A 26,696-nucleotide genomic window follows, 5' to 3' on the forward strand; every position below is an offset into this window, starting at 1 on the left:
CTGATGCCTTATTGAACGAGAACCGCGCGCCCGCAGGTCGCACCGGTGACACGCACATCGGCCTGGCCGACGCCGATACCGAGCGCCGAAAGCACGTTGTAGAGCAGGTCGTCGACCGGCGCCGTTACGCCGTTCAGCACGGCCATGACTGCCGGCTTCACCGTTGCGAGCAGTGCGGTCAGATCGATTCCGAGACCAAGCGCATTGACCGAAAGCGACAGGTTGCCGACCAGCGATGTGGTCAGCGACTGCGATATGTTGCGCGTCGAAACGGTCTTGACCGTCTTGTTGGCGATGTCGGTCGCATTGAAGTTCAACGTCGTCGGGCTATTGTTGGTGATCGCGGTGGCGGCGGAACCCATCACCTGTATCAGCGGAATGTTGATCAGCAGCATATGGAGGCTCACATCCGCGATCTCCGCGTCGGTGAACGTCTGCGGCTGACTGAAATCGCCGAAGCCTGAACTGTTGCTGTTGGCCAGATGCAGCGAGGCGATACCCGGGTGCGCGGCGATGGAAACATTGATGCTGGAAGGCCCGGTCGGACAGGTGATGTCGGTCAGTTTGGCTTCGGCATAGGCGACTTCCACATTGAGCGGCAGATTGACGGCCAGCAGGCTGATACCGCCGCCGAGACCGGGCGTGCCGACACCGACGCTGGCAACCAGTTTGATGCGCGTCTGGGCGGTGCGCACCACGGTTCCGATGCCATCGACCGCCAGCCATGGCGAAGATTGCATCGGCTCGCCAATGGCAATGGTAAGCGCCGTGGACAGAAGCCCGGGTACGGTGGCGCCAAGATTGACCTGGGCCTGGTTGGTGCCGTTGGCCAGTACGGCGGCAGCGGTCAGCATGCCCATGGCGTTGGTGTCTAGCCCAAGGCCGGTTGGTCTTTGCCCGAGAGCCAAGCTGCCGACTGAACCGAGATCGACAAGCTTGTTGAGCGGGATCTTGCCCGTGCTGGTCGATTTCGAGGCGATGGTCTGCAGCGCCAGCTTGGCCGTGTTGCCAAGCCTGGGCACGTTGGCCATGGCGGTGGCGATCTGGCCGACAGTCGCATTCGATGCCAGCACGTCCGAATAGGTGACGCCGGTCAGGCTCAATTGTGTGGCAAGACCGTCTATGAACGAGAGCACGCTGACATCGGCCGAGATCAACCCGTTGTAGTCCATGACGCTGAGCGAGATGTTGCCGCCGAGAAGTCCACTGAGCAGCGCGTTGAGAATGCCGCCATCGACGCTGAGCAACCTCGACCCGACCGAGAACGTCGCCTGCGGCGTCATGCTGGCGGTGGCCTCGGTGCCGATGACGGGAGTGGGGAGCAGCGAACTCGCGAAATAGCGGGCAGGGATCTTCTTCAGGGTGACACGGACGGCATTGTAGGGCGTTACGCCGGACTGGAAGCGTTGGCTGACATTGGCGGTTGATGCCGCGTAGCGGCCGGGCGTGACCGACACGACGGTTTTGCCGACGGCCGGCGCGATCGTCTGTCCCGAGCCTTGAACGACCACGCCCGGCATGCCGTTGTCGGTCAGCGTGGTCACGACAGCGGTGTCGACTTTGGTGATGTTCGAGGCAGCGGTGATCGCAGCAAGGTCCACCATTGCCTGGGCTTCGCGGCGCTCGGTATAGATCGAGGCTTCGTCGATTGCCACCGCAGCCAGCGCCAGCGCGACCGGCGCGCTCAACGCGGTCATGACGGCGATGTTCGCCTGTCTGTCGGCCAGCATCAATCGGGCGAGCCGGCCGATCGCATCGCAAGCCCGCAGCAGCATTCAGATGCCCCCGACCCTTATCGTTGACTGGCGCTTGATCGTACTTCCCGGCATGGCGATGCCCGGGAAGAGATTCCAGATCGGCAGGTTGCGGGCATCGTACTGGATGGACACCACGAACTGGCTTCCGTCGGCCGTGCTGTCGTTGGCCTGGTAGGTCAACTTGCTGGCATCCACGAAGGGATACCCGCCGGCATTGTTGGTGACGAAGCTGGCGACGAGCGTCTGGCGCTCGGTCTGGTTCAGTCCGGCAATTGCTGTGCGGGCCGCATCCGCCGCGATCTGCTGGATCGAGTTTGCGGCGCCAAAATATATGCCGTATGCAACCATTCCGAGTAGAAGGAGGATGAAGATGGGCGAGAGCAGTGCGAACTCAACCGCAGAAGTACCGGATTCTTCTTGAAATTTCCGCATTAACTGACGGATTTCTATTGATTTACTTGTCCAGGTACTCATGACTGCCACGCGTCTGAGATGGAATCGTATAAAAGGCACCCATAATGTAACTTCTGGTTGCTTAAGAACGCATTAACACATTCCGGCAAACTGGCGCGGCCACAGATTCCGGGTGAAGAATGGCGTCGAGATGAGGAAACCAAGTCAAGCTTCTGGTTTCGGCTGGTGTTTCGGCCGTCACGGCACAACTTTCGTGCCGCCTTACTTTGGGTGACCCAGAGAGTCTGTTGAAATAAAAATTCTCCGCGTTAGTGTCTGGGCACCAGCCGCAGGAAGGGAACCGGCGGCGCGCTCAAAGGGGTCAGACATCGGCTCCGGGGCGTCAACACTCAAAGGCGCGCCGACGGCAGCGCCGACAGGGAGAACTTCATGCTGAGAAACATGCTGAAGGCGACGGTGTTCGCCACGACGATGGCATTGGCAGCCGGCACATTCTACACGCCGGCTTTCGCCGAGACCGTCTACAACAGAGGCGCCGCCGCCGAGGCGGAGACGGTCGACCCGCACAAGACCTCGACCGTCTACGAAGCCGATATCATTCGCGACCTGTTCCAGGGACTGGTCATGCACGATCAGAAGACGAACCTCATACCGGGCGCCGCCGAAAGCTGGACCGTATCGGATGACGGCACCGTCTACACCTTCAAGCTGCGCAAGGACGGCTTGTGGTCGGATGGCAGCCCGGTGACGGCGGACGACTTCGTCTACTCCTTCCGTAGGCTGGAGGATCCGGCCACCGCCGCCGAATACGCTTCCATGCTCTATCCCGTGAAGAACGCCGAGGAAGTCAACACCAAGAAAGGCAAGCCCGAGGATTTGGGCGTCAAGGCGATCGACACCAACACCCTTGAAGTGACTCTGAAGGCGCCGACGCCCTACTTCCTGGAGATGCTGACCCACCAGGCCACCTATCCGGTCAACAAGGCCTCAATCGAAAAGCTCGGCGCCGACTGGATCAAGGCGGGCAATCTCGTTTCGAACGGCGCCTATACGCTGGCCGAGTGGATTCCCAACGACCACATGAAGCTGGTCAAGAATCCGAAATTCTGGGACGCCGCCACCGTCAAGATGGACGTCGTCAACTATATCCCGACCGAAGACCGTTCATCGGCGATGAAGCGCTTCGAGGCCGGCGAACTCGACAGTTACGGCGACCTGCCGACCGAACAGCTCGCTGACCTCAAGGCCAAGTTCGGCGCTCAGGTCCGCGTCGGACCGTATCTCGGCACCTACTACTATGCGATCAAGACCGACAAGGCGCCTTGGGACAATGTCGAGCTGCGCAACGCCATCTCGATGGCGATCGACCGCGATTTCATCGCCGAAAAGGTCTGGCAGAACTCGATGCTGCCTGGCTATTCGATGGTGCCTCCGGGCATAGCCGGCTACACGCCGGCAATGGCCAAATACGCCGACATGCCGCAGATCGACCGCGAGGACGCCGCAAAGAAAATCCTCGAGAAACTCGGCTATACGCCCGAGCATCCGCTGAAGATGGAGATCCGCTACAACACCTCGGAAAACCACAAGAACACCGCGGTCGCCATCCAGGAACAGCTGAAGCCGCTTGGCGTCGAGGTCACGCTGCTCAACACTGACACCAAGACCCACTATTCCTTCCTCGAGCAGAAGGGCAATTACGACGTGGCGCGTGCCGCCTGGATCGCCGACTACAAGGATCCCGAGACCTTCCTCGGCATCACACGCAAGGCCAGCGGCAACAACTATTCGAGCTATGTCAGCCCGGCATATGAAGCGGCAATGGACAAGGCGGCGGCTGCCGGTGGCAAGCCAGAAGAGCGCATGAAGGACCTTACTGAGGCCGAGCGCATCCTTGTCGACGACGTCGGTAACATTCCGCTTCTCTACTACAGCTTCCACGATATCGTTTCCTCGAAGCTGCATGGCTTCGACGACAATGTGATGGATGTGCATCCGTCGCGCTTCATCAGCAAGGACTGATCCCTGGCCAAGCCGCCGCGCATTGAATGCGCGGCGGCGCTGGTTTGCCATCGCATCGGCCCGGGAACCGGAATCGCTTTTCGGCAATGTCGGTGCGAAGATTTGAAGGCTAGAGTGCAATCGTCCAACTGGACGCGCGCTGCTCTGGATCAAGCGGGGCACCGATGCTGCGATATGTACTAAGGCGGCTTTTGACCGCCATTCCGACGCTGTTCGTCATCGTGACCATGGCGTTCTTCCTGATACGCGTCGCGCCGGGAGGCCCGTTCAACCAGGAGCGAGGGCTGAGCCCCGAGATCAGGGCCAATCTGGAAGCGCAATTCGGCCTAGGCGATCCGCTCTGGCTGCAATATGTCCACTATCTCGGCAATCTGCTGCGCGGCAATTTCGGACCGAGCTACAACATGCCGGATTTCACCGTCACCGAACTGTTCGCCAAGGGGCTGCCGATTTCGATCCAGCTCGGCACCTCGGCGCTTGTCCTTGCACTTCTGCTCGGTTCGGTGCTCGGCACCATTGCCGCGCTCAACCAGAACAAGCTTGGCGACTATACTGTGATTGCGCTGGCAACCGCCGGCAGCACAATCCCCACCTTCGTCATCGCGCCGGTGATCCAGCTCCTGTTCGGGCTGACCTGGAAGCTCCTGCCGATCGGCGGATGGGGCGATGGCGCCTTCATCAACAAGGTTGGCCCGGTGCTGACGCTCGCTCTGCCGCAGATCGCCATCGTCGCCCGGCTGATGCGTGGCTCGATGATCGAATCCTTACGGTCCCATCATATCCGCACAGCCCGCGCGCTCGGCCTCTCCGACTGGTCGGTGGTGGTCAAGCACGCGCTGCGCGGCGCCATCCTGCCGATCGTCTCCTTCACCGGCCCGGCAGCCGCGGCGCTGCTGACCGGCTCGGTCATCGTCGAGACAATTTTCTCCATTCCGGGCGTCGGCCGCTATTTTGTCGATGCCGCGCTTAACCGCGACTACACGCTGGTGATGGGAACCGTGGTGGTGATCGCGATCTTCACCATCGTCTTCAACCTGATCGTCGACGTCATGTACGCGGTCGTCGACCCGAGGGTGCGCTATGACTGACATTGCAGCCACGGCTCCCGCCGTCATCGGCCGCTCGCTCTGGGCGGACGCCTGGGCGCGCCTCAAGGCCAATCGCGCCGCCATGTTCAGTCTGTATTACCTTGCCCTGATCGGTGTCGTCAGCGTGTTCGGACCCTGGTTCGTGCCGCATCAATACACCACCATCTATGCCGACTATGTGCGCATGCCGCCCAGCCTGTCGGCCTATCCGAAGGCCGAGATGATCGAGACGGCGCTCACCGAAGCGATCAAGCGCATGCGTGTCGACATCAAGGAATGGCGGCAGGAAGGCAACCAGGTCTTCGTCACCGTCAAGTCGACCAAGCCGATCGACGACCGCAACATCCGCTATCTCGACCGTTCCGACGCCTTTGACGACACCAAGATCGAAAGCAAGTCGCCCGACGGCCTCGAAGTGACGATGAGCGCCTCGGTCAAGCAGCAGTATTTCCTGTTCGGCACCGACAACACCGGCCGCGATCTCCTGTCGCGCACGCTGATGGCCGGGCGCATCTCATTGGCCATCGGTCTGCTCGCCGGCGTCGTGGCGGTGGTCATCGGCGTCGTCTATGGCGCGGCGGCCGGCTTTGCCGGGGGCAAGGTCGACGAGGTGATGATGCGCATCGTCGATGTGCTCTATTCCTTACCCTTCATCTTCTTCGTCATCATGCTGGTGGTGTTCTTCGGCCGCAACTTCGTGTTGATGTTCCTGGCCGTGGGCGCCGTGCTGTGGCTCGACATGGCCCGCATCGTGCGCGGCCAAGCGCTGTCGATCCGCCGCCAGGAATATGTCCAGGCGGCGGAAGCCATGGGCGTCGGCCAGCGCGGCATCCTGCTGCGCCACGTCATTCCCAACCTGCTCGGTCCCGTGGTGATCTACATGACGCTGCTGGTGCCACAGGTCATCATCCTGGAGAGTTTCCTGTCGTTCCTCGGGCTCGGCGTGCAGGAGCCGATGACCAGCTGGGGCGTGCTGATCTCGGTCGGCGCCAAGAACATCGGCACTGCCAACTGGCTGCTCCTGTTTCCCGCCTTCTTCCTCGTCTCGACGCTGTTCGCCCTGAATTTCGTCGGCGACGGCCTGCGCGATGCGCTCGACCCCAAGGACCGCTGAGATGGCTGCTTCCGAAACGATCCTCAGCGTCAAGGACCTGCGCGTCCGCTTCCGCACGCTCGACGGCGCGGTCGAGGCGGTGAAGGGCATCAGCATCCACGTCAATGCAGGCGAAACCGTTGCCGTGGTTGGCGAATCCGGATCCGGCAAGAGCCAGACGATGATGGCGGCGATGAGCCTGCTGGCCTCGAATGGCGAAGCCACCGGCAGTGTCGACTATCGCGGCCGCAACCTTCTGACGTTGAGCAAATCCGAACTGAACAAGGTCCGCGGCGCCAAGATCAGCATGATCTTCCAGGAGCCGATGACCTCGCTCGATCCGCTCTATTCGATAGGCAACCAGCTGATCGAACCGATCCGCCGGCATCGGGGCTTGAATGCCGCCGAGGCGCACGAAGAGGCGCTCAAGCTGCTGCGCCTCGTGCATATCCCCGATCCCGAGCGGCGGATGAAATCCTACCCGCACGAAATGTCGGGTGGCCAGCGCCAGCGCGTCATGATCGCCATGGCGCTTGCCAACGACCCGGACATCCTGATCGCCGACGAGCCGACGACGGCGCTCGACGTGACCATCCAGGCGCAGATCCTGATGCTTCTGGCCGAGCTGCAACGCAAGCTCGGCATGGCGATCGTCTTCATCACCCACGATCTCGGCATCGTGCGGCGCTTCGCCGACCGCGTCTATGTCATGCGCCAGGGCGAGGTCGTCGAGGAGGGGGAGGCGGAAGCCATCTTCGTCAATCCGCAGCATGCCTATACGAAAATGCTGCTGGCGGCCGAGCCGACGGGCAGCAAGGCGCCGCCGCCCGCCAATGCCCCGGTGGTGCTCGAAGGCAGGAATGTCGAAGTGACATTCAGGATTGGCGGCGGGTTCCTTGCTGGCGAGCCGCTGATGCTGCGCGCCGTCGACCACATCTCGATCCGGCTGCAGCGCAACCAGACCATCGGCATTGTCGGTGAATCCGGCTCGGGCAAATCGACGCTCGGCCGCGCCTTGCTGCGGCTGTTGCCGAGCGATGGCCTCATCCGTTTCGGCGACCGCGACATTTCCACCGCCGACCGACAGGCGATGCGGCCGCTGCGGCGCGAGATGCAACTGGTGTTCCAGGACCCGTTCGGTTCGCTGTCGCCGCGCATGACCGTCGGCCAGGTTATCACCGAAGGGCTGCTGGTGCATGAGCCGAACCTGTCGGGCAAGCAACGCGATCAACGCGCGGTCGAGGCCTTGAACGAAGTCGGCCTCGATCCCAATGCACGCAACCGCTACCCGCACGAATTCTCCGGCGGGCAACGGCAGCGCATCGCCATCGCGCGGGCCATGATCCTGAAGCCCAAGCTGGTGGTGCTGGACGAACCGACCTCCGCGCTCGACCGCTCGGTGCAGAAGCAGATCGTCGAACTGCTGCGCAAGCTGCAGGCGGACCACGAACTGTCCTACCTCTTCATCAGCCACGATCTCTCGGTCGTGCGCGCCATGGCCGACTACATCATCGTCATGAAGCAAGGCAAGATCGTCGAGGAGGGGCCGACGGAGGCGATCTTCAGTAACCCGCAGCACGCCTACACACAGACGCTGATGGCCGCCGCGATCGACGTCACACGCTTCAGGCTGAGCGCCTGAGGCGCGCCCGCTCGGGAGAACTCAAGCTCATTGCGAAGGCGAGGTGCATCGGCGTGCCCTGGCGCTGGCAAGAGCCGCTTGCTGCTGTTTCAGGCGGTCGATCCTGGCCGTTTCGCGCTCCGCGACCGCGCCCTTCACGCGCGCGCCGCCCAGCAGCCAGCGTGGGACGCTGGTGTTGGCGACCTTGCCGCGGGTGATTGCTGTTTGCGAGATGTCGCGCGCGACGACACCCATCGCGCTGTTGAGCTCGGCGCAGCTCATGCTGTCGTATTTCGCCGGATCGACGGTTCGGCCGATCGACGAACAGCCGGCGAGAAGAAACAGTGCAATCACAAGAGCCGGTGGTGAGGCTGTCGTTGAAATCAGATTCATGTCCGCACCCCGGCACAGCCGCTTCACTGGCTCCATCATATGCATCGAACTACTAGAGCCGACGGCGATCTTCGTCAAAGTTTCCGATCGCTACGGAACCCATCGCAGAGCCGAACCCATCGCCACATGAACACACTGGGTGCCCGCAAAATTTCAGGAACGTTCTCGGTCACTCGAAGTTGGTGTCCGTCGAGTGCACTAAAACAATGACTGGTAAACGGGAAAGCCCGTCCTGGCTGACGCTGGGGCGGGCTTTCTTTTCGTGTTCGCTTGGGCAGGCAGTGGGCGATCAGTAGCCGTCGTTTTCGATGACCACGGGGTGGTGGCGATAGTGACGGTGAGTGGAAACGGAGCCTGTCACGACGACGGTGTCTGGGCGATGATGCCGTCTCACGACGACCATGTCTCCGCGATGATGCCGGCGTCCATGGTCATAGAACGCAACTTCGCCATGGCGGCGGTGATGCAAGCGCTGACCGTCCTCGTTGATGATCCTGACGCTGTTGTGGTGTCGATGGTGGGTTCTGATAACCACATCGGCCTCGGCTGCCGAAGCTATGGCCGGCAAGCCGACGGAAAGCGCCAACGCGCACATGATCATTGTTTTCATTGCAGTTTCTCCATTTCCTGAATTGCCCCTTCGTTTGGATAACTGCCTGTGATCAATTTGGTTCCGGCCTGCTTGGGCCAGCCCGAAACGCTTGCGGCATGTCGAAAGAGGGGCGATCGCATCGCCTAGGGCTGAGAAGGGGCTGCCTCTCGCTGATGGTATTTGCAAAGAACGATGCGTCTCGACGCGTCGGTCTCGCTCACGTCGGGCAGCACAACGATCTGCCCCCAAAAATCGCAATATCTGGCTACTGCCTCCGGCAGCTCCTTGCCGCTCATGCCAGAGATCGCAGCGATATCACCTTCGCTACAGTTGGTCTTTCCGGAGAGCTGCGCTGCCGCCGCTACTATCTTGCATGACCGCTCGTCGTTTGCTTGCGAGGGCGCGCAACCGCAGGCAAGTGCGATTGCTGCTGTGACAACCAATTTGCGCATGATGGCTCCGGACCTGACCGGCATTCTGTCGCCGCCGTAACAACAAATATGAAGCGCAGCTAATACAAAGGCAAATTCACCAGGCCATCTCTCGATTTGCCAATGGCGGAACATTAGGCGCGCCTAATTGTTCTACTCCTCACAGCCGACATCCGTGTCTGCTGAAGATCAGCCGGCAAAGGCTGGTCGGCCAGCGTTCTCCGCCAGAGGCGCGGGCTTCCCCAGGCAACAGGAGAACGATTATGAACAACATCATTTGGCTCGTTGGCGCGGTGGTCATCGTAATTGCGATATTGAGCTTCTTCGGCCTCCGATAGGTGCGACGCGGGTTCTGGCCGGTTGCCCGTTGATCGGCCAGTCGGCCTTTCGTCGACTTTCCTGTTCCTCTGACGCTTCCATGGGGAGGAGCGGGGGTGTTCGCATTCCGTCCCCCCGGCGGCCAACCCGGCCGTAGCGCCGATGCCAAGCATGCACTAACATTCCAGCCTGACCCCGTAGGGGCTGCCCAGTGATCTGTTCAAATTGGGGACCTACCCATGACCAATCATTGCTGTGGACCGGGCTATGCTTCCCCAGCCGAGGCGATGACCGCACCTCGCGAAAAGCTGCTCTATACGATTGCCATCTACACCGGCACGGGCATTCAGAAGCCGGACTATTTGTGCACCATTGATGTCGACCCGGAGAGTTCGACCTACAGCCAAGTGATTTCACGTTTGCAAATGCCGGGTATTGGCGATGAGCTTCATCACTCGGGCTGGAATGCCTGTTCGTCGTGCCATGGCGATGCGAGCATGGAGCGGAAATATCTGATTGTGCCGGGTGTGCGCTCGTCCAATCTGCACATTGTCGATTGCGGCACCGATCCTCGCAATCCGACACTGTTCAAAGTCCTAAGCGGCGCTGACATCAAAGCCAGGACCAACTTGTCGGCACCGCACACGGTGCATTGCCTCGGCTCGGACATCATCGTTTCCATGCTTGGCGACGCTCAGGGCAATGCCCCCGGCGGCTATTTGCAACTCAGCAAGGAGTTCGAGATTGTCGGCCGTTGGGAAAACTCCATGGGCGGTATCAAGTTTGGTTATGATTTCTGGTACCAGCCGCGACATAACGTAATGGTCAGTTCGGAGTGGGCCGCTCCCAATACCTTCATGCCCGGTTTTGACCTGGAAGAGGTTGGCCATCTGAAATATGGCCGGGAGATCCATTTCTGGGATTTTGAAAAGAAGGAGCCGAAGCAAACATTCTATCTCGGTGAGGATGGCCTGATCCCACTGGAAGTGCGGTTCCACCACAATCCCGACAGCAGTCACGGCTTTGTTGGCGCGGCCCTTTCAGCAAATATCATCCATTGGTGGAAGGATGCGGCGGGTGATTGGCAATGGGAAAAAATTATCGATGTCGACAATGAGCCACATCCCGAATGGCCGATCCCGATTCCGGGCGTGATCTCGGTCATCCTGCTCAGCATGGACGATAGATACCTCTATTTTTGTAACTGGTTGCACGGCGACATCCGTCAGTACGACATCTCGGACCCTCACAATGCCAAGCTTACTGGACAAGTGTGGATGGGCGGACTTCTCGGCCGTGCGCCTGAGGTCAATGGCGTGAAAGTGACTGGCGGGCCTCAGATGATACAGCTCAGCCTCGACGGCAAGCGCCTGTATGTGACAACCTCACTTTTCTCCACCTGGGACAATCAGTTCTATCCGGAAATCCGCACCAATGGCGGATGCATGCTGATGGTCAATTGCGATACCGAAAACGGCGGCATGGAAATCGATCCGCGATTTGTTGTCGATTTTGGCAAGGAACCAAATGGACCAAGCCGCTGCCATGAAACCCGTTATCCCGGCGGTGATTGCACGAGTGACATCTGGGTATGACCAGCTTCACCATCACTCTCGCCAACCAAGGCGGTGCGGCCTTTGACGTCGATCACCGCAAGCCCCTCTTGCAAAGCTTGCGCGAGCAGGGCGTGGATTTGCCCTACGGGTGCCAGTATGGCGGCTGCATAAGCTGTGCGGCCAAAATAATCAGCGGCAAAGTCAATCAGCGAGCGCAGCGGGCGTTGAACAACCGCCAGATCAACAATGGCTACATAATCCTCTGCGTCGCCCGCCCTTTGAGCGACTGCACGCTGGAGGTCGGCGTTGAAAGTCACGACAAGCTCTACCGCAACCCCTTCCTTGACCCCCTGGCCGCTCATGAATTGAAAGCCGATATTGCCACCCCGTTGGACGAAGAGAAATGACCCATATGAACCATGATGAGCCCTATCCGGAGGCTTATCTGCAAGGAATTCTGAAATCGGTCAAAACCATCGCGATGGTGGGGGCCAGCCCCGACAAGACCAAGTTCTCCTATGGTGTACTGCGGGTGCTGCACGAGATCGGCTACGATATGATCCCCGTCAACCCCAGTCCCGGTCTGGATGAAATCCGAGGGCTTAAGGTGTACCCGTCGCTGGCGGCCATCGACCGGCCTGTCGATATGGTCGAGGTTTTTCGCCGTTCCGAAGATCTGTTGGACGTTGCCGAGGAAGCCATCGCCATCAATGCCAAGGTTCTGTGGGGTCAGATTGGGGTGCGCGATGACGCTGCCGCTCAGTTGGCGGAGGAAGCAGGCTTGAAAGTGGTGATGAACCGCTGTCCAAAGATTGAGTTGTTCCGCCCCTTCTGGAAGCCGAAGTTGCACTTGGGAATATGATTGCGGGTCACCGAATTCGGAGGTGTCGCGGCACCTGTTCCCCTGGTCTTGGATTGAATTCTACCCGAGGTACGACGCCAGATGGTCGCTGAGATCACGCGCGTCGTCGCCAGCGCCGTCGATCAGCGCAGATTTGCGGCGGCGCAGAAACTGCATCCCCATCAGGTACAGGCCCGGATGTTCAGCAACTCCGCCGTCATGACGGAGGTAGCCCTTACGGTCGAGGACCGGCAGTTCCAGCCACGAGTAGTCCGGACGGTAGCCGGTCGCCCAAATGATCGTCCTGATCGCGCCGCTGGCGAGGTCGAGGCCGAGCGGCGGGTTGTCCTCGACACGGGTCGGCGGCGGGCGATCCGGCGGCCCGACCGTCGCGTCCAGGCCGTTGTCGCGCGCCCATTCGTCGATGAGGTCGAGCAGCCGGGCCATCTTCAGATCGGAAAGCGCGCACATGTTGCGCAACGACCCCGCAAACTGGGCTTTGCCGTCTTCGGTGATGCCGGCGAGGCGGCCGACGAGCCGGACGCCGAGGTCGACCAGCGCATTGAGGTCGAGGGTGGTGCGGTCGGGCGTGCCGGCAAGTTGCAGCGAAGGAACCCGTCGTGCCCGCCTGATGTCGTCTACCTCGTCGTAGCGCTCGTCGAGCACGCCGGCGGCGTCCATCCACCACTCCAGGTCCTTGCCGCGATAGACGCGGGGCGCCCGGATGTGCTCGCCCACCGACAGGGTCACTTGGCGCCCCGAACGCTGCAGTTCCTGAGCGATCTGGGTGCCGCTGGCCGACGCGCCCACCACCAGCACGCCACCGTCGGCGACCTGACCCGGATTGCGGTAGGACTGCGCCGTCAGCATGGTGATCGACGGCGGCACGCTGACGGCGAAATCGGGCAGGCGCGCGATGTTGCACGCGCCCGACGCCAGCACCACGGTCCGGCACCGCCACTCGCCGCGATCCGTGCGCACGAGATATCCCGCCCCGTCGCTGCGAACCGAGGTGACGGTCGTGTGGGTTCTGACCGGAGCCGAGATCGCCTTGGCATAGTTCCCGAGGAAATCGATCACCTCTGGCATCGTCCGGTAGCCATCGGGGTCGTCGCCGTCATAGCGGAAGCCCGGTAGCCGGCTCTGCCAGTTCGGGGTGAGCAACCGCAGCGAATCCCACCGTTCGGTGCGCCAGGTATGGGCAATCTCGCCGCGCTCCAGCAGTACATGGTCGATCGAACGCTCCGCGAGGCAGCGGCTCATCGCGAGCCCCGCGTGCCCTGCACCGACGATCACGGTGGTGACGGAACTAATCGCGCCCTCTCAGAGTCTACCGCTCGAAGTGCCTTTCAATTCACCACGACCGTGACGTTCGTCGGATTGGTGACAATGTCATAGACCGCAGATCGCTTCTGCGACTGAGCGACGAGAGCCTCGATGTCCTCGGGCTTGGCGTCGGCGTCGATGTTGTACTTCACCGTGATGCCGCTGAAGCCGTTGCGAACGTCGCTGTCGATGCCGAGTATGCCGGCGAGATCCATGTCACCTTCGATTGTCGCCTTCACCGACTTCAACTGGATATTGCGGTTCTGGGCAACCGCGGCGATGCCGGCGGTCAGGCAACTCGCCAGCCCGACCAGCACGTATTCGACAGGCGTGGCGCCCTTATCCAAGGAAGCGAACACCTCCGGATGGTCGGCATCGAATGCGAACGTGGTCTTGCGATGCTGGTCCTGGCCGAGACCGTAAAAGCTCTCGACTGTTGAGTGGCTGTGGGTGCCGTCCTTCCATTCGCAAGCCGCGCGCCACTTGAATTGCGCGGCCTCCGGGGCGTTGGAAAGCGCTTCCTTTGCGGCGAGAAGCGCCTCTACGTTAACGCCATTGTTGGCCTGTACTTCGGAAGCCATGATTATCCTCCCTACCTTGCACTGGCTCAAAACCCGACCGATTCCACTGACCTCCTGATCAGATTTCACCAAGGTGTGGCATGGTATGGGTAGCGAAGTTTTTCATCAAGTTGTTTCCGCAGGGATACAGTCGTCCCTCGCGCACCGAGTTGCGCTTGCAGGCGAAGGAGTGCCCTGCATGTCGGTCGACGGCGACCGTGGGACTGCCACAAGGGCATGCCGCGCGTTCACGCGCCTGACCACTGTGGGCGCGGTGGATAAATAGGCGAAGCAATCTGTGGGGTATCGGGAGAAACAAATACCTAAGTATCTGTTTTTTCTGGTCGGAGTGGCAGGATTTGAACCTGCGACCCCCTCGTCCCGAACGAGGTGCGCTACCAGGCTGCGCTACACTCCGTGACCAGACCGCGGGCTTATAGCCGCCGCACTTCGTTCCTGCAAGCGGCAATGGCCGTGGTTCTGTCGCATTTCGTCGTCTTTCGTCGGGCATTCCCGGAAAGCCCGGATTTCCACCCGGGATAAACCGGGCATAAAGCCTTGTGTGCTAGATCGCCGCCTCGATGGATCGTATTTCTGCCGCCTGGAGCTTTGCTGTCTTGCCCCCAAAAATCGTTGGCGAAGCCCGCCCCAACAGCTTCGAATTCGAAACCGAGGCGCTGATCAAGGCGTCGGGTTTTCGCGAATACGATGCGCGCTGGTGGTTCGGTCATCCCGGCTCCGCGCAGCCGCCGGAGCTTAATCTGATCGGAGTCCAGGCGCTCGGCATGGGGCTTGGCACGCTGATCCGCCGTCTCGGTGCTGGCCCCGATATTGTCACCGGGCACGATTTCCGTTCCTATTCGCTGTCGATCAAACTGGCGCTGGTCACCGGCCTGATGGCCGCCGGTGCAAAGGTGAGGGATATCGGCCTGGCGCTGTCGCCGATGGCCTATTTCGCCCAGTTCGCGCTGGACACACCGTCCGTCGCCATGGTCACCGCCTCGCACAACGAGAATGGCTGGACCGGCGTCAAGATGGGCGCGGCGCGGCCGCTGACCTTCGGCCCGGAGGAGATGAGCGCCCTGAAGGCGATCGTGCTGGCTGGCGACTTCGACCTCAAGGGCGGCGGTTCCTATGACTTCGTCCGCGATTTCCGCGCGACCTATCTCGATGATCTGGTCCGTGACAAGCGCATCACGCGAAAGCTGAAAGTGGTCGCCGCTTGCGGCAATGGTACCGCCGGCGCCTTTGCCCCGGAAGCGCTTCAACGCATCGGCTGCGAGGTCATCCCGCTCGATGTCGAACTCGACCACACCTTCCCGCGCTACAATCCCAATCCCGAGGACATGAAGATGCTGCATGCCATCAGGGACAAGGTGCTGGAGACCGGCGCCGATGTCGGGCTCGGCTTCGACGGCGATGGCGACCGTTGCGGTGTCGTCGACAATGAAGGCAACGAGATTTTTGCTGACAAGGTCGGCGTCATGCTCGCGCGCGATATTTCGCTGCTTCACCCGGCCTCGACCTTCGTCGTCGACGTCAAGTCGACCGGCCTGTTCAACACCGACGCGGTGCTGCGCGCCAACGGCGCGGTCACCGACTACTGGAAGACCGGCCACTCCTACATCAAGCGCCGCGTCGCCGAGCTCGGCGCCGTCGCAGGCTTCGAAAAGTCAGGCCATTTCTTCTTCAATCCGCCGATCGGGCGCGGCTACGACGACGGGCTGGTCACCGCGATCGCCATCTGTCAGATGCTGGATCGCAGCCCCGGCAGTTCGATGGCCGACCTCTACCGGGCGCTGCCGCTGACCTTCGGCACCCCAACCATGTCGCCGCACTGCGCCGACGATGCGAAGTATGGTGTGGTCGAGCGGGTGGTTGCCGATTTTCAGGCGATGAAGCGCGATGGCGCCAGCTTCGCCGGCCAGAAGATCATTGATCTGATCACCGTCAACGGCGTGCGTGTCGTCACCGAGGACGGCACCTGGGGCTTGGTGCGCGCCTCGTCGAACAAGCCGGAGCTTGTCGTCGTCGTCGAAAGCCCGGTGTCGTCGCAGCGTCGCCGGCAGATGTTCGACGCCGTCGACGCCGTGCTGCGCCGCAGTCCCGAAGTCGGCGCCTACAACCAGACTTTCTAGCTTCGGGACCTAGTCACTTCGCGATTGTCAGCGACAGGGTACTCAGCCGGCGGAAGCGGTCTGCTCCAGGGCGCTCCAGTCGAACGCTCGCGCCCAGTCGGCAAAACTGTGCCAGCGGACCTCGGGGAAATCCTTGCGCAAGGCGGTGATGTCGACGTCGTAGCCGACGCGGTCGAACCATTCGAACATCAGGGCCGCATCCTCGCTTTGCTGGCGCGCCACGGCGAGCGGGATTTCCTGATAGCGGATCGGGCGACCGATGGCCTCGGACAGGATTTTGGCTTGCTCTTCGCCCGACAATTCGTCCCCGGCGAAATCGAACCGCTTGCCGAACACCTGTTCTCGCCGCTCGGCCAAGGCCGCGACGAAGCCGCCAATGTCCGCCAGCGAGACCAGTTGGAGCGCGCGTTCGGGAGGCATCGCGAAGGCATAAGTGCCCTGGCTGAGCGCGCCGATCGACCATGGCGCGACAACATTCTCCATGAAGGCGACCGGCGCGCTGATCGTGTAGGGCATATCAAGCCCGACGACATGCTTCTCGACCAGATACTTGCTTTCGAAATGCGGGATGCCGGTCTTCTTGTCGGCGTCGGCAACGGATGAATAGATCAGGTGTCCGACGCCGGCAGCCTTGGCGGCATCTGCGGCGATGATCCCCTGGCGGGTTTCCTCCTGCATGCCAGCCTCATAGCTGTTGCCCATCAGGAACATGGTGTCGACGTCTTTTGCGGCCCTGACGACAGAGGCTGTGTCAGCGAGGTCGCCGGCCACGATCTCGGCGCCCGCCAACGCCAGTTGGCGTGCGGCCTCACTGTCCGGCTTGCGCGTCAGGGCCTTGACGCGATGTCCCCTGGACAACAATGCGCGCGCAACCGCGCCGCCTTGCTGGCCTGTCGCGCCGGTCACCAGAATGTTTCGTTTGCTGGCCATGGTGTCTGCTCCTTCTTGTTTGGCTGCAGCAAAGTTAGGGTCTTTCGAATTGATGCATAATTGACTATAATTGGGAAACGTCGTCCCAATTTTGAATACAATGATCGACCTCAACGATATCGTCGTGTTCGCTCGCGTCGTCGAAGCCGGCAGCTTCACCGCTGCCGCGCGGCTGCTCGCCATGCCCAAGACGACGGTCAGCCGCCGCATTGCAGCGCTCGAGCGCGAAGTCGGCGTCCGCCTGCTGCAGCGCACGACACGTAGCCTCAACCTGACGGATGCCGGGCGTCTCTACTATGAGCAGAGCAGCCAGGGCCTGCGCACCATCGAGGAGGCAAATCTGCGCCTGGCGGAGGCGAGGGCGGAGCCGTCGGGCACGATTCGCATTTCGGCCCCGGTCGGCTTTGGCGGCCATTTCCTGATCCGCGCCGTGGTCGACTTTCTCGCAATGCATCCGAAGACCAATGTCGAACTCCGCCTCACAGACGACAGGCTCAACCTGGTCGAGGACGGCATAGACCTCGCTTTCCGCACCGGGATGCTTCAGGATTCGACGCTGATCGCCCGCAAGCTCGGCTCCACGCACCGGCTGCTCGGCGCCAGCCCGGACTATCTCGCCCGGCACGGCACGCCGCAAAGCCCGGCGGACCTCACGCACCATCAATGCGTCATCGCAGGCGCTTCGGCCTCAGGCGCCCATTGGGTGCTGGAAGGGCCACACGGCCAGGAAACGGTCATGGTGGCAGGGCGGTTTGCCGCCAATGAAATGCAGGCGGTCGTTGCGGCCGCGCTCGCCGGCTTCGGCATCGCCCAATTGCCCCAGGCGATGGCCGAAGGGCTGATCAAGGAGGGGCGACTGCAGCACGTTCTCGCGGGTTACACGACACCGGCCGGCGGCTTGCATGCCCTCTATCCGAGCAGCCGCCACCTATCGCCCCTGGTCAAGGCATTTATCGAGCTTGCATCCAAACGCATTTCCAAGGGCATAAACACCGCTTAAGGCTTGTATAGTAGCACCGGCCACCAATTGCCTCTGAGCGCGAGACCTGAATGACCGAGCGGATCGTTAGTTTTGTCATGAGCGGCGGCATCGGCTCGCGGCTCTGGCCACTGTCTCGCGAGGACAACCCCAAGCAGTTCCACGATCTCTCTGGCGATGGCTCGATGCTGGCCAAGACCTTGCGTCGGCTCACGGCGAGACCGGAGGGCGAAACGCCCATCTTCCTGATCGCCTCGGAGCGCCATGCCGACCGCGTCCGCGCCGACCTTGCCGGCCTCGATCTCGCCGGCGGCGGGCCGTTGTTCGAGCCGACCGGCCGCAACACCGCCGCCGCCGTCGCGCTGGCGACGCTGCGCACGCTGTCCGAGTTCGGCGACAGCCTGGTTCTGGTGGTGCCGTCGGATCACGAGATCAACACTCCGCGCCAATTCTGGCAGAGTGTCGAAGCCGGTGCCGAGGCGGCGCGCGCCGGCCGGCTGGTGGTGTTTGGCGTCAAGCCGACGCAGCCCGAGACCGGCTACGGCTATATCGAAGTCGCGGCCGAAAGCGGCGGCACCTTCGACGTGTCGCGCTTTGTCGAAAAGCCGGACCTTGCGACGGCGCAAAACTATCTCCAGGCCGGAAGTTTCTATTGGAACACCGGCATCTTCCTGTTTCGCGCCGGCGCCATGCGCGACGCCTTCGCGGCGTTCCAACCTGACATCTGGCAGGCCACCGAAGCGGCCTACAGAGCGGCGACATCGGATCTGTCCGGTCTCTACATGCCGCTGGAACTCTATGGGGCCATCCCGTCGAACTCGATCGACTACGCCATCATGGAGCGGGCAAAAGACATCGCCATGGTGCCAGCCGGCTTCCGTTGGAACGATCTCGGCTCCTGGCAGTCGCTGCTCGATGTCGGCCCTGCCGACGACCAGGGCAATGTCGTCATCGGCGATGTCGTCGCCATTGACTGCGAGAACTCCTACATCCGCAGCGACGGGCGCCTGCTATCGGCGATCGGCATGAAGGACGTCGCCATCGTCTCGACCACTGACGCCACCTTCGTCGCCCCGGTCAGCCACAGCCAGCACGTCAAGAAGATCGTCGAACAGCTCGAGAAATCGGGGCGGCTGGAAACCCGGTTCACGCCGGCGCATGACCGCGTCATCGAAAGCGGCGCCTGGCGACGGCGCGTGCATCACTGGCTGTTTCAGGAGACCTTGCCGCTATGGTCGACATCGGGCGTCGACGAGCGTCATGGCGGTTTTCACGAAGCGCTCGGCCTTGATGCCTCACCGCTGATGAAGCCCAAGCGCATGCGCACCATGGCAAGGCAGGTCTATGCCTTCGCCGTCGCCAAAGCGCGCGGCTGGGACGGTCCGGCCGACCGGCTGATCAGCCACGGCATCGACTTCGTGGCCAAGAATGGCCGCACCGACAAAGGCGGCTGGGTGCGCACGCTGAACGTCGACGGCTCCGTCGCCGACGCCACCGAGGATGCCTACGATCATTCCTGCGTGCTGCTGGCACTGGCGCATGCGCATATGTCGGGCAATCCCGACGCCTTGCGGCTTGGTCAGGAAACCCTCGCTTTTCTCGACACATATCTCGAGGACAGCCGCCTGACCGGCTTCCTCGAAACATCGGACGGGGAGGGCGAACGGCGCTCCAACCCGCATATGCATCTGCTCGAGGCCTTTCTTGCCTGGTATCAGGCGACCGGCGAGCGCACCCATCTGCGCCGTGCGGCACGCATCATCGACCTGTTCCGCAGCTATTTCTTCGACGCCGAAAGCTGGACCCTGGGCGAATATTTCGACGCCGAATGGAAACCGTCCGCTGGCGACAAAGGGTCCAGGACCGAGCCCGGTCATCACTTCGAATGGGCCTCGCTGCTGGTCGATTTCGCCGGGCGCAGTGGCCAGGCGGATTTGAGCGGCTTCGCCCGAAAACTTTATGCCTCGGCCATCGCCAACGGCCTCAACCGCGCCACCGGTCTCGCCTATGGCGCCGTCTCCAGGCAAGGCCTGCCGCTCGACCGCGTCTCCCGCAGCTGGCCGCAGGCCGAAGCAGTCAAGGCGGCGATTGCGCTGGATGGCTCGGGCGGGCCCGACCTCAAGCCCGAAATCGAGGAACGCGTTGGCCGCCTGTTCCGTTGGCACATCGACCCGGCGCCGCTCGGCCTGTGGATCGACCGCATCGATGAACGCGGCCGCTCGCTGGCGACCGATGTGCCGGCCAGCATCTTCTATCACCTGGTTTGTGCGCTGACCCAGTATCTGGACAGCACGGCGCAGAAGGCGCCGTAGGCTGGGTTCAGTAGGGGCTGGCCACGTCGCCGGTCTCGACATAGATCGACTTCAGCTGCGAATAGAGCGCCAGTGCCGCCAGCGAATTCTCGCGGCCGATGCCGGACTGCTTGAAGCCGCCGAAGGGGATTTCCACCGGCGTCAGATTGTAGGCATTGATCCAGCAGGTGCCGGCCTGCAGCTCGGCGATGACGCGATGGGCGCGCGGCAGGTCGCGCGTGAAGACGCCGGCGGCAAGGCCAAACTCGGTGTCGTTGGCGCGGTCGATCACCTCGTCCTCGCCGTCGAACTTCAGCACGCTCATCACAGGCCCGAAAATCTCCTCGCGGGCGATGCGCATCGTGTCGGTGACGCCGGTGAAGACCGTGGGTTCGACGAAGAAGCCACCGTCGAACCCCTGCAGCGAAGGCACATTGCCGCCGCAGGCCAGAACTGCGCCATCCTGCTTGCCGACCGCGATATAGCCGACCACCTTCTCATGCTGCGCTCTGGAGACCAGCGGTCCCATCTGGGTTTCGGGGTCGAGCGGATCGCCGATGCGGATTTTTTTCGTCCGCTCGACAAGCCGTTCGACGAAGCGGTCGTGGATGCCGCTCTGCACGAAGACCCGCGTGCCGTTGGAGCAGATCTGGCCGGTCGAATAGAAATTGCCGAGCATGGCGCCGCCAATGGCATTCTCGATGTCGGCATCGTCGAAGACGATCAGCGGCGACTTGCCGCCGAGTTCCATCGTCGCGTGCTTCATCTTCGAACCGGCAAGCGACAGCACCTTGCGACCGGTCGGCACCGAGCCGGTCACCGAGACCTTGGCGACGACATCATGACCGACAAGCCCGGCGCCGACATCGCCATAGCCCTGCACGACGTTGAACAGCCCATCGGGCAGGCCGGCCTCGCTGTAGATTTCGGCCAGCGCGAGCGCTGACAGCGGCGTGTTTTCCGATGGCTTGAACACCATGGCGTTGCCCATGGCCAGCGCCGGCGCTGATTTCCAGCCGGCGATCTGGATCGGGTAGTTCCAGGCGCCGATGCCGACACAGACGCCAAGCGCCTCGCGCCGCGTATAGGCGAAGGGCCCGCCGAGATCTATCGCCTCGCCATTGTAGGCGGCAACCGCGCCGCCGAAATATTCCAGGCAGTCCGCGGCCGACGGCGCATCTGCCACCAGTGTCTCCTGGATCGCTTTGCCGGTGTCGAGCGTCTCTATGCGAGCGAGGTCGGCGTTGCGGGCGCGCAAGATGTCGGCGGCGCGGCGCAGGATGCGTCCGCGTTCGACCGGCTTCAACCGCGCCCAGGCAGGCTGCGCGGCACGCGCGGCCTCGACGGCGAGTTCCAGCACGTTCGGCGTCGCCGAACGCAGCATGGCGATCGTCTCGCCGGTTGCCGGATAGATGACCGGCAGCGGCGCGCCCTGCTCATCGTCGATATAGCGTCCGTTGACATAGTGCGATGCCGTGGGCTGGGCGCGCATGGAAGTCTCCAAATCGTCTTCGCTTGGGCGGAATGTTCGCCGGATCATGCTCTATCTGTCGGATGCCTGCCAGCGCGGATTGATCCAGGGTTCCTGGTTGGACGGCGCCAGCGGCGTGCGGCCGAGAATGTGGTCGGAAGCCTTCTCGCCGGTCATGATCGACGGCGCATTGAGGTTGCCGTTGGTGACGCGCGGGAAGATCGAGGAATCGGCGACGCGCAATCCCTCGATGCCGATGACCCGGCATTCCGGATCGACGACGCTCATCATGTCGTCGGCGCGGCCCATCTTGCAGGTGCCGCAAGGATGGTAGGCGCTCTCGGCGTGATCCCGGATGAAGACATCGAGATCGTCATCCGACTGCACGTGGCTGCCCGGCGAGATTTCCTTGCCGCGGTAGCCATCGAATGCCTTCTGGCCGAAGATCTCGCGGGTCAGCCGGATGCAGTGGCGGAACTCCGTCCAGTCGTCAGGATGCGACATGTAGTTGAAGCGGATCACCGGCTTCGATTTCGGGTCCGGCGAGCGCAGCGTCACCGAGCCGCGCGACTTCGACCGCATCGGCCCGACATGCGCCTGGAAGCCGTGCGACTTCGCCGCCGCCTTGCCGTCGTAGCGGACCGCCGCCGGGATGAAGTGGTACTGGATATCGGGATAGTCGACACCGGCGCGCGAGCGCACGAAGGCCGCTGCCTCGAAATGATTGGTGGCGCCTAGCCCGGTCTTGAAGAACAGCCACTGCGCCCCGATCAGCGCTTTCGAGAACGGGTTGAGCACCGAATTGAGCGTGATCGGCTGTGTCGATTCCTGCTGGATATAGAGCTCCATATGGTCCTGCAGGTTGCGGCCGACGCCGGGCCTGTCGGCCACCACGGCAATGCCGTTTTCCCTCAGATGCTCGGCCGGACCGATGCCCGACAGCATCAGGATCTTGGGCGAATTGATCGACGATGCGGTGACGATCACCTCACGTCGCGCCTTAACGACCTGAATCTGTTTGTGAGCTTCGATCTCGACGCCGATGGCGCGTTGATTCTCGATGATCACCCGGCGGGCGAAACCCTTGAGCAGGCTAACATTCTTGCGGTTCAACGCCGGCTTCAGATAGGCGCTTGCAGCCGACCAGCGACGGCCGCCGCGAATGGTCTGCTCCATCGCCCCAAAGCCTTCCTGCTTGGAGCCATTGTAGTCGTCGGTCAGTTCGAACCCGGCCTGGCGCCCCGCCTCGACGAAGGCGCCGTAAAGCGGATTGCGTCGCGAGCCGCGCTGTACATGCAATGGCCCGCTATGCCCTCGCCAGCCATCCTCGCCGCCGTCATTGTCCTCCATGCGCTTGAAGTAGGGGAGCACGTCGGCAAAGCCCCAGCCGGTAGCACCTTCTTCGGCCCAATGGTCGAAGTCGCGGGCATGGCCGCGCACATAGACCATGCCGTTGATCGAGGACGAACCGCCGATCACCTTGCCGCGCGGCGTCGCCAGCACGCGGCCGCCCAGATGCGGCTCCGGTTCGCTGGCAAAGCCCCAGTCGTAGAGGCTCATGTTGAGCGGGATCGACAGCGCCGACGGCATCTGGATCAGCGGCCCGATATCGGTGCCGCCGAATTCGATGACGATCACCGAATGCTTGCCGTCTTCCGACAGCCGATAGGCCATGGCCGAGCCGGCCGAGCCGGAGCCGATGATGACGAAATCCGCTTCAAGCATGGTTCATTTCAGCCCATCGTTCATATGCGCGATGAAATCGGCGAGCGAGACGTTGCCGCCAGTTGCCATCACGAGCACGGTCTTGCCCTTTACATCCACCTTGCCGCCGAGCAGCGCCGCCAGCGAGGCAGCCCCTGACGGTTCGAGCACCAGCTTCATGCGCTCGAAGGCGATGCGCATGGCGCGCCGCACCGATTGATCGTCGACGGTGATGCCACGAACACCTGCGGTCTTGACCGCCGCGAACGGAGCGTCGCCGGGCCGTCGTGACATCAACCCGTCGCAGATCGACTTCGGGCCGATCGGCATCGTCTCGATGCTGCCATGCGCCAGCGACGAGCCCATGCCGTTGAAACCTTCCGGCTCGACGCCGATGATCTCGGTGGCGGGCGACAGATAATGGAAGGCAAGCGAAACGCCGCCGATCAATCCGCCGCCGCCGACCGAGCAGAACAAAAGGTCGGCGCTGGCATCCTTGGCGGCAAGCTGGTCGAGGGCTTCGAGGCCGGCGCCCGCCTGACCGGCGACGATCTCCGGATCGTCGAACGGATGCAGCAGGGCCAGCCCTTCGGTCTCGGCGATCTCGCGCGCCTTGGCGGCGGCGACTTCCTCACGCGCGCGCTCGCCATGGTCGGTCAGCACGACACGGGCGCCATAACCTGCGGTGGCGTCGCGTTTGGCGACGGGTGCATCGATCGGCATGACGATGGTGACCGGAATGCCGAGTGCCTGGCCGGCCGCCGCCAGCCCTTGCGCAAAATTGCCGGAGGAATAGGCGACGACGCCTTTCTTCGCCTCGTCGGCCGAAAGCTGCTTCAGCCGCCAATAGGCGCCGCGTATCTTGAACGAGCCTGCCCATTGCAGCGATTCCGGCTTGATGAACACGCGGGCGGCGCCCGTCTCGCGCGCAAGTGCCGCCGATTCCAGCAGCGGCGTAATCTGTGTCGCCCGCGAGGTGACGGCATAGGCCTGCCTGAGATGGTCGAGGGAGGGGACGAGTAGGTCTGCCATCATTCGCCTCGTGGATACCGTTTGCTCTCCTCGAGATTGTCGAGGTTCATGTGATTGCGCATGTAGCGTTCCGACGCCTTTTGCAGCGGCTGGAAATCCCATGGGTAATAGGCGCCGTTGCGCAGCGCCGGATAGACGACCCAGCGGCGCGCCTGGCTTTCGCGCACGGCGGCGTCGAAGCCGGCCATGTCCCAGCGCGCGCGGACTTTGCTCATGAATGCCGCCACCAAGTCCGCATTGGCCGGGTCGCCGGCCAAATTGTCTCGCTCGAGCGGATCGGTCTCGAGATCGAACAGTTGCGGCGGGTCGAGCTCGCAATGGACGAATTTGTGTCTGCCGTCGCGGATTGCAACGAGTGGTGCGCAGGAGCCCTCCGCCGCATATTCCATCAACACAGGCGCGGCGCGCTGCCCGCCATTGGCAAGCGGCAGCAGCGACTGGCCGTCGGTCCACGGTGCGATCGCCCCGATGTCGATGCCGGCGAGGTCGCAAAGCGTCGGCGCCACATCGACATTGGAGACCGGCGCTTTGATCAGTCCGGCGCGAACGCCCTTGCCGGCAATCATCAGCGGCACCCGCGCCGAGCCTTCGAAGAAGCTCATCTTGAACCACAGGCCGCGCTCGCCGAGCATGTCGCCGTGGTCCGAGCAGAACAGGACGACGGTGTCGTCGAGCATGCGCGTTCGCTGCAGGACGTCCAGAAGCTCGCCGAGCTTGTCATCGACATAGGAGATGTTGGCGAAATAGCCACGCCGGGAACGACGCACTTGTTCAGGGGTGATCTCGAAAGACCGATAATCGCTGGCGTGGTACAGCCGCTGCGAATGCGTGTCCTGCTCGTCATGCGCGATGAACCCGGTTTCCGGGTCCAGAGCCTGGCAGTGTTCGTAGAGATCCCAATACTGCTTGCGCGCGACATAGGGATCGTGCGGGTGCGACAGCGAAACGGTGAGGCACCAGGGCCGATGGTCCGCATCGTCCTGTTCGCGCGAAAGCTGATAGAGTTTCTGCGTGGCCAGGAACACGACCTCGTCGTCATATTCCATCTGGTTGGTGGTCTCGGCGACGCCGGCGCCGGTCACCGAGCCCAGATTGTGATACCACCATTCGATGCGCTCGCCGGGGTTGCGGTAATCCGGCGTCCAGCCGAAATCGGCCGGATAGATGTCGGTGGTCAGCCGCTCCTCGAAACCATGCAATTGGTCCGGTCCGACGAAATGCATCTTGCCCGACAGGCAGGTATAGTAGCCGGCGGCGCGCAGATGATGGGCAAAGGTCGGGATCGACGAGACGAATTCAGCGGCATTGTCATAGACCCCGGTGCGAGACGGCAGCTGCCCGCTCATGAACGAGGCCCGCCCTGGCGCGCAAAGCGGCGATGCGGTGTAGTTGTTGGCAAAGCGCGCCGAGCGGGCGGCCAGTGCCTTGAGATGCGGCACATGCAGGAAGTCCGCCGGCCCATCCGGGAACAGCGTACCGTTGAGCTGATCGACCATGACGATCAGGAAATTGGGTCGCTTGGCTGTCACTGTGTCTGCCGTCCACCGAGTTTGGTTTCGAGATAGTCCTCGACCAGCGCGATCGCGGTCGCGGCGTCGGGCACGCCGTCCTTCAGCGCCCGCCTGATGTAGAGCCCGTCGATCAGCGCCGCCGTCGCTTCGGCGACGCGATCGGCCTCGGCTCTTGGCAGGATGCCGGTCAGCCCGCTCAACAGGTTGGAGTGCAGGCGCCGCGCATAGACCCTGAGCAGCCGGCGCAGCGCCGCCGATTTCTGCGCCTCGACATAGAAGGCGAGCCAGGCGGCGATGGTTTCCGGCTGGAACTGGAGCTCGGAGAAGTTGACGGCCACGACCGCCGAAACGCGCGCGCGCGGGCTGCTGGCGGCGCCAAGGGCGCGCCGCATGTCGATGGTCAGTTCCGCCAGGATGTGGCGCATCGTCGCCAGCAGCAGCTCATCCTTGGCGCCGAAATAATGATGGGCAAGGGCAGAGGACACGCCGGCGCGGCCGGCGATCTCGGACATGGTCACGTCGAGCGAGCCGCGTTCGCCGATCGCCGAGATCGTCGCGTCGATGAGCGCCTTGCGGCGCAGGGGTTCCATTCCGACTTTCGGCATCTCGCTAGGGTCCTTTGAAGCAG

The 26,696-nt window shown here is 62.4% G+C and carries 23 protein-coding genes and 1 tRNA gene; 10 read left to right on the plus strand and 14 right to left on the minus strand.

The features are described 5' to 3' along the window. Window positions 1-8 precede the first annotated feature (8 nt). Window positions 9-1,775: a hypothetical protein gene (locus AC1DYW_RS11005; RefSeq protein WP_477226156.1), complete on the minus strand. Its 1,767-nt coding sequence runs from the start codon at window positions 1,773-1,775 to the stop codon at window positions 9-11. Next, entirely contained in the window at window positions 1,776-2,231 is a 456-nt protein-coding gene (locus AC1DYW_RS11010) for a TadE/TadG family type IV pilus assembly protein (RefSeq protein WP_477226157.1), read from the minus strand. It lies immediately after the preceding gene. Between the two features lie 369 nt (window positions 2,232-2,600). Here AC1DYW_RS11010 and AC1DYW_RS11015 point away from each other — a divergent pair, with 369 nt between their 5' ends. The 4 genes from AC1DYW_RS11015 (at window position 2,601) to AC1DYW_RS11030 (ending at window position 8,016) form a co-directional block, all read left to right on the plus strand. After that, window positions 2,601-4,193 (plus strand): peptide ABC transporter substrate-binding protein, encoded by a 1,593-nt coding sequence (locus AC1DYW_RS11015; RefSeq protein ID WP_477226158.1) that lies wholly within the window; start codon window positions 2,601-2,603, stop codon window positions 4,191-4,193. Window positions 4,194-4,357: 164 nt separating this feature from the next. Beyond that, window positions 4,358-5,281, plus strand: a complete 924-nt coding sequence (locus AC1DYW_RS11020; protein WP_477226159.1) for an ABC transporter permease subunit — start codon at window positions 4,358-4,360, stop codon at window positions 5,279-5,281. Further along, a complete protein-coding gene (locus AC1DYW_RS11025) occupies window positions 5,274-6,395 on the plus strand; it encodes an ABC transporter permease (RefSeq protein WP_477226160.1) in 1,122 nt (373 codons plus the stop codon). Before AC1DYW_RS11020 ends, AC1DYW_RS11025 begins: the two co-directional genes overlap by 8 nt. A gap of 1 nt (window position 6,396) precedes the next feature. After that, window positions 6,397-8,016: an ABC transporter ATP-binding protein gene (locus AC1DYW_RS11030; RefSeq protein WP_477226161.1), complete on the plus strand. Its 1,620-nt coding sequence runs from the start codon at window positions 6,397-6,399 to the stop codon at window positions 8,014-8,016. 27 nt (window positions 8,017-8,043) lie between these two features. Here the strand turns inward: AC1DYW_RS11030 and AC1DYW_RS11035 are convergent, their stop codons facing one another. From AC1DYW_RS11035 to AC1DYW_RS11045, 3 genes are all read right to left on the minus strand, one after another. Further along, complete coding sequence (locus AC1DYW_RS11035) at window positions 8,044-8,388, minus strand: hypothetical protein (RefSeq protein ID WP_477226162.1); 345 nt, start codon at window positions 8,386-8,388, stop codon at window positions 8,044-8,046. Window positions 8,389-8,677: 289 nt separating this feature from the next. Further along, a complete protein-coding gene (locus tag AC1DYW_RS11040; RefSeq protein WP_477226163.1) occupies window positions 8,678-8,998 on the minus strand; it encodes a hypothetical protein in 321 nt (106 codons plus the stop codon). Between the two features lie 125 nt (window positions 8,999-9,123). Further along, window positions 9,124-9,432, minus strand: a complete 309-nt coding sequence (locus AC1DYW_RS11045; protein ID WP_477226164.1) for a hypothetical protein — start codon at window positions 9,430-9,432, stop codon at window positions 9,124-9,126. 536 nt (window positions 9,433-9,968) lie between these two features. Here AC1DYW_RS11045 and AC1DYW_RS11050 point away from each other — a divergent pair. From AC1DYW_RS11050 to AC1DYW_RS11060, 3 genes are read left to right on the plus strand one after another with little or no spacing between them, the layout of a single operon-like run. After that, window positions 9,969-11,324, plus strand: coding sequence for a selenium-binding family protein (locus AC1DYW_RS11050; protein ID WP_477226165.1), 1,356 nt, complete (start codon window positions 9,969-9,971; stop codon window positions 11,322-11,324). Beyond that, window positions 11,321-11,692: a 2Fe-2S iron-sulfur cluster-binding protein gene (locus tag AC1DYW_RS11055; RefSeq protein WP_477226166.1), complete on the plus strand. Its 372-nt coding sequence runs from the start codon at window positions 11,321-11,323 to the stop codon at window positions 11,690-11,692. Before AC1DYW_RS11050 ends, AC1DYW_RS11055 begins: the two co-directional genes overlap by 4 nt. A 5-nt stretch (window positions 11,693-11,697) precedes the next feature. Beyond that, the gene (locus AC1DYW_RS11060; RefSeq protein WP_206073782.1) at window positions 11,698-12,147 is read left to right on the plus strand and encodes a CoA-binding protein; all 450 of its coding nucleotides are present in this window, start codon (window positions 11,698-11,700) and stop codon (window positions 12,145-12,147) included. Window positions 12,148-12,207: 60 nt separating this feature from the next. Here AC1DYW_RS11060 and AC1DYW_RS11065 read toward each other — a convergent pair whose 3' ends face one another. The 3 genes from AC1DYW_RS11065 to AC1DYW_RS11075 all read right to left on the minus strand — a co-directional run bounded on the left by AC1DYW_RS11065 (window position 12,208) and on the right by AC1DYW_RS11075 (window position 14,430). Then, the gene (locus AC1DYW_RS11065; RefSeq protein ID WP_477226167.1) at window positions 12,208-13,422 is read right to left on the minus strand and encodes an NAD(P)-binding domain-containing protein; all 1,215 of its coding nucleotides are present in this window, start codon (window positions 13,420-13,422) and stop codon (window positions 12,208-12,210) included. Window positions 13,423-13,475: 53 nt separating this feature from the next. Next, the gene (locus AC1DYW_RS11070; protein ID WP_095089778.1) at window positions 13,476-14,033 is read right to left on the minus strand and encodes an OsmC family protein; all 558 of its coding nucleotides are present in this window, start codon (window positions 14,031-14,033) and stop codon (window positions 13,476-13,478) included. A 320-nt stretch (window positions 14,034-14,353) separates the two neighbouring features. Continuing rightward, window positions 14,354-14,430 (minus strand) — tRNA-Pro (locus AC1DYW_RS11075). Window positions 14,431-14,629: 199 nt separating this feature from the next. On the opposite strand from AC1DYW_RS11075, the gene AC1DYW_RS11080 reads away from it, so the two are divergent. Continuing rightward, the gene (locus tag AC1DYW_RS11080) at window positions 14,630-16,150 is read left to right on the plus strand and encodes a phosphomannomutase/phosphoglucomutase (protein ID WP_477226168.1); all 1,521 of its coding nucleotides are present in this window, start codon (window positions 14,630-14,632) and stop codon (window positions 16,148-16,150) included. A gap of 42 nt (window positions 16,151-16,192) precedes the next feature. Here the strand turns inward: AC1DYW_RS11080 and AC1DYW_RS11085 are convergent, their stop codons facing one another. After that, complete coding sequence (locus AC1DYW_RS11085) at window positions 16,193-17,080, minus strand: NmrA/HSCARG family protein (protein WP_477226169.1); 888 nt, start codon at window positions 17,078-17,080, stop codon at window positions 16,193-16,195. Between the two features lie 100 nt (window positions 17,081-17,180). Between AC1DYW_RS11085 and AC1DYW_RS11090 the strand changes: the two genes are divergently transcribed. Together AC1DYW_RS11090 and AC1DYW_RS11095 are read left to right on the plus strand one after the other, a co-directional pair. Then, on the plus strand, window positions 17,181-18,080 hold the full coding sequence (locus AC1DYW_RS11090; RefSeq protein WP_477226435.1) for a LysR family transcriptional regulator: 900 nt from the start codon (window positions 17,181-17,183) through the stop codon (window positions 18,078-18,080). Between the two features lie 50 nt (window positions 18,081-18,130). After that, window positions 18,131-20,371 carry a mannose-1-phosphate guanylyltransferase/mannose-6-phosphate isomerase gene (locus AC1DYW_RS11095; RefSeq protein WP_477226170.1) on the plus strand — a complete coding sequence of 747 codons (2,241 nt, stop codon included), beginning with the start codon at window positions 18,131-18,133 and terminating at the stop codon, window positions 20,369-20,371. 7 nt (window positions 20,372-20,378) lie between these two features. Here AC1DYW_RS11095 and betB read toward each other — a convergent pair whose 3' ends face one another. From betB to betI, 5 genes are read right to left on the minus strand one after another with little or no spacing between them, the layout of a single operon-like run. Next, window positions 20,379-21,842: a betaine-aldehyde dehydrogenase gene (betB, locus tag AC1DYW_RS11100; protein WP_457152584.1), complete on the minus strand. Its 1,464-nt coding sequence runs from the start codon at window positions 21,840-21,842 to the stop codon at window positions 20,379-20,381. Window positions 21,843-21,893: 51 nt separating this feature from the next. Further along, on the minus strand, window positions 21,894-23,546 hold the full coding sequence (gene betA / locus AC1DYW_RS11105; protein WP_477226171.1) for a choline dehydrogenase: 1,653 nt from the start codon (window positions 23,544-23,546) through the stop codon (window positions 21,894-21,896). Window positions 23,547-23,549: 3 nt separating this feature from the next. Continuing rightward, window positions 23,550-24,560: a threonine/serine dehydratase gene (locus tag AC1DYW_RS11110; RefSeq protein WP_477226172.1), complete on the minus strand. Its 1,011-nt coding sequence runs from the start codon at window positions 24,558-24,560 to the stop codon at window positions 23,550-23,552. Continuing rightward, window positions 24,557-26,086 (minus strand): choline-sulfatase, encoded by a 1,530-nt coding sequence (betC, locus tag AC1DYW_RS11115; RefSeq protein WP_477226173.1) that lies wholly within the window; start codon window positions 26,084-26,086, stop codon window positions 24,557-24,559. Before betC ends, AC1DYW_RS11110 begins: the two co-directional genes overlap by 4 nt. Continuing rightward, on the minus strand, window positions 26,083-26,673 hold the full coding sequence (gene betI, locus AC1DYW_RS11120) for a choline-binding transcriptional repressor BetI (RefSeq protein ID WP_457153107.1): 591 nt from the start codon (window positions 26,671-26,673) through the stop codon (window positions 26,083-26,085). The genes betC and betI overlap by 4 nt, the downstream gene beginning before the upstream one ends. Window positions 26,674-26,696 lie beyond the last annotated feature (23 nt).

The organism is Mesorhizobium sp. P2_D5 (assembly GCF_056404355.1).

Excerpts from the sequence above, each read along its gene's own strand:
- AC1DYW_RS11005 (WP_477226156.1), bottom strand. The coding sequence starts at position 1,775 with ATGCTGCTGCGGGCTTGCGATGCGATCGGCCGGCTCGCCCGATTGATG.
- AC1DYW_RS11010 (WP_477226157.1), bottom strand. The coding sequence starts at position 2,231 with ATGAGTACCTGGACAAGTAAATCAATAGAAATCCGTCAGTTAATGCGG.
- AC1DYW_RS11015 (WP_477226158.1), top strand. The coding sequence starts at position 2,601 with ATGCTGAGAAACATGCTGAAGGCGACGGTGTTCGCCACGACGATGGCA.
- AC1DYW_RS11020 (WP_477226159.1), top strand. The coding sequence starts at position 4,358 with ATGCTGCGATATGTACTAAGGCGGCTTTTGACCGCCATTCCGACGCTG.
- AC1DYW_RS11025 (WP_477226160.1), top strand. The coding sequence starts at position 5,274 with ATGACTGACATTGCAGCCACGGCTCCCGCCGTCATCGGCCGCTCGCTC.
- AC1DYW_RS11030 (WP_477226161.1), top strand. The coding sequence starts at position 6,397 with ATGGCTGCTTCCGAAACGATCCTCAGCGTCAAGGACCTGCGCGTCCGC.
- AC1DYW_RS11035 (WP_477226162.1), bottom strand. The coding sequence starts at position 8,388 with ATGAATCTGATTTCAACGACAGCCTCACCACCGGCTCTTGTGATTGCA.
- AC1DYW_RS11040 (WP_477226163.1), bottom strand. The coding sequence starts at position 8,998 with ATGAAAACAATGATCATGTGCGCGTTGGCGCTTTCCGTCGGCTTGCCG.
- AC1DYW_RS11045 (WP_477226164.1), bottom strand. The coding sequence starts at position 9,432 with ATGCGCAAATTGGTTGTCACAGCAGCAATCGCACTTGCCTGCGGTTGC.
- AC1DYW_RS11050 (WP_477226165.1), top strand. The coding sequence starts at position 9,969 with ATGACCAATCATTGCTGTGGACCGGGCTATGCTTCCCCAGCCGAGGCG.
- AC1DYW_RS11055 (WP_477226166.1), top strand. The coding sequence starts at position 11,321 with ATGACCAGCTTCACCATCACTCTCGCCAACCAAGGCGGTGCGGCCTTT.
- AC1DYW_RS11060 (WP_206073782.1), top strand. The coding sequence starts at position 11,698 with ATGAACCATGATGAGCCCTATCCGGAGGCTTATCTGCAAGGAATTCTG.
- AC1DYW_RS11070 (WP_095089778.1), bottom strand. The coding sequence starts at position 14,033 with ATGGCTTCCGAAGTACAGGCCAACAATGGCGTTAACGTAGAGGCGCTT.
- AC1DYW_RS11085 (WP_477226169.1), bottom strand. The coding sequence starts at position 17,080 with ATGGCCAGCAAACGAAACATTCTGGTGACCGGCGCGACAGGCCAGCAA.
- AC1DYW_RS11090 (WP_477226435.1), top strand. The coding sequence starts at position 17,181 with ATGATCGACCTCAACGATATCGTCGTGTTCGCTCGCGTCGTCGAAGCC.
- AC1DYW_RS11095 (WP_477226170.1), top strand. The coding sequence starts at position 18,131 with ATGACCGAGCGGATCGTTAGTTTTGTCATGAGCGGCGGCATCGGCTCG.
- betB (WP_457152584.1), bottom strand. The coding sequence starts at position 21,842 with ATGCGCGCCCAGCCCACGGCATCGCACTATGTCAACGGACGCTATATC.
- betA (WP_477226171.1), bottom strand. The coding sequence starts at position 23,546 with ATGCTTGAAGCGGATTTCGTCATCATCGGCTCCGGCTCGGCCGGCTCG.
- AC1DYW_RS11110 (WP_477226172.1), bottom strand. The coding sequence starts at position 24,560 with ATGATGGCAGACCTACTCGTCCCCTCCCTCGACCATCTCAGGCAGGCC.
- betI (WP_457153107.1), bottom strand. The coding sequence starts at position 26,673 with ATGCCGAAAGTCGGAATGGAACCCCTGCGCCGCAAGGCGCTCATCGAC.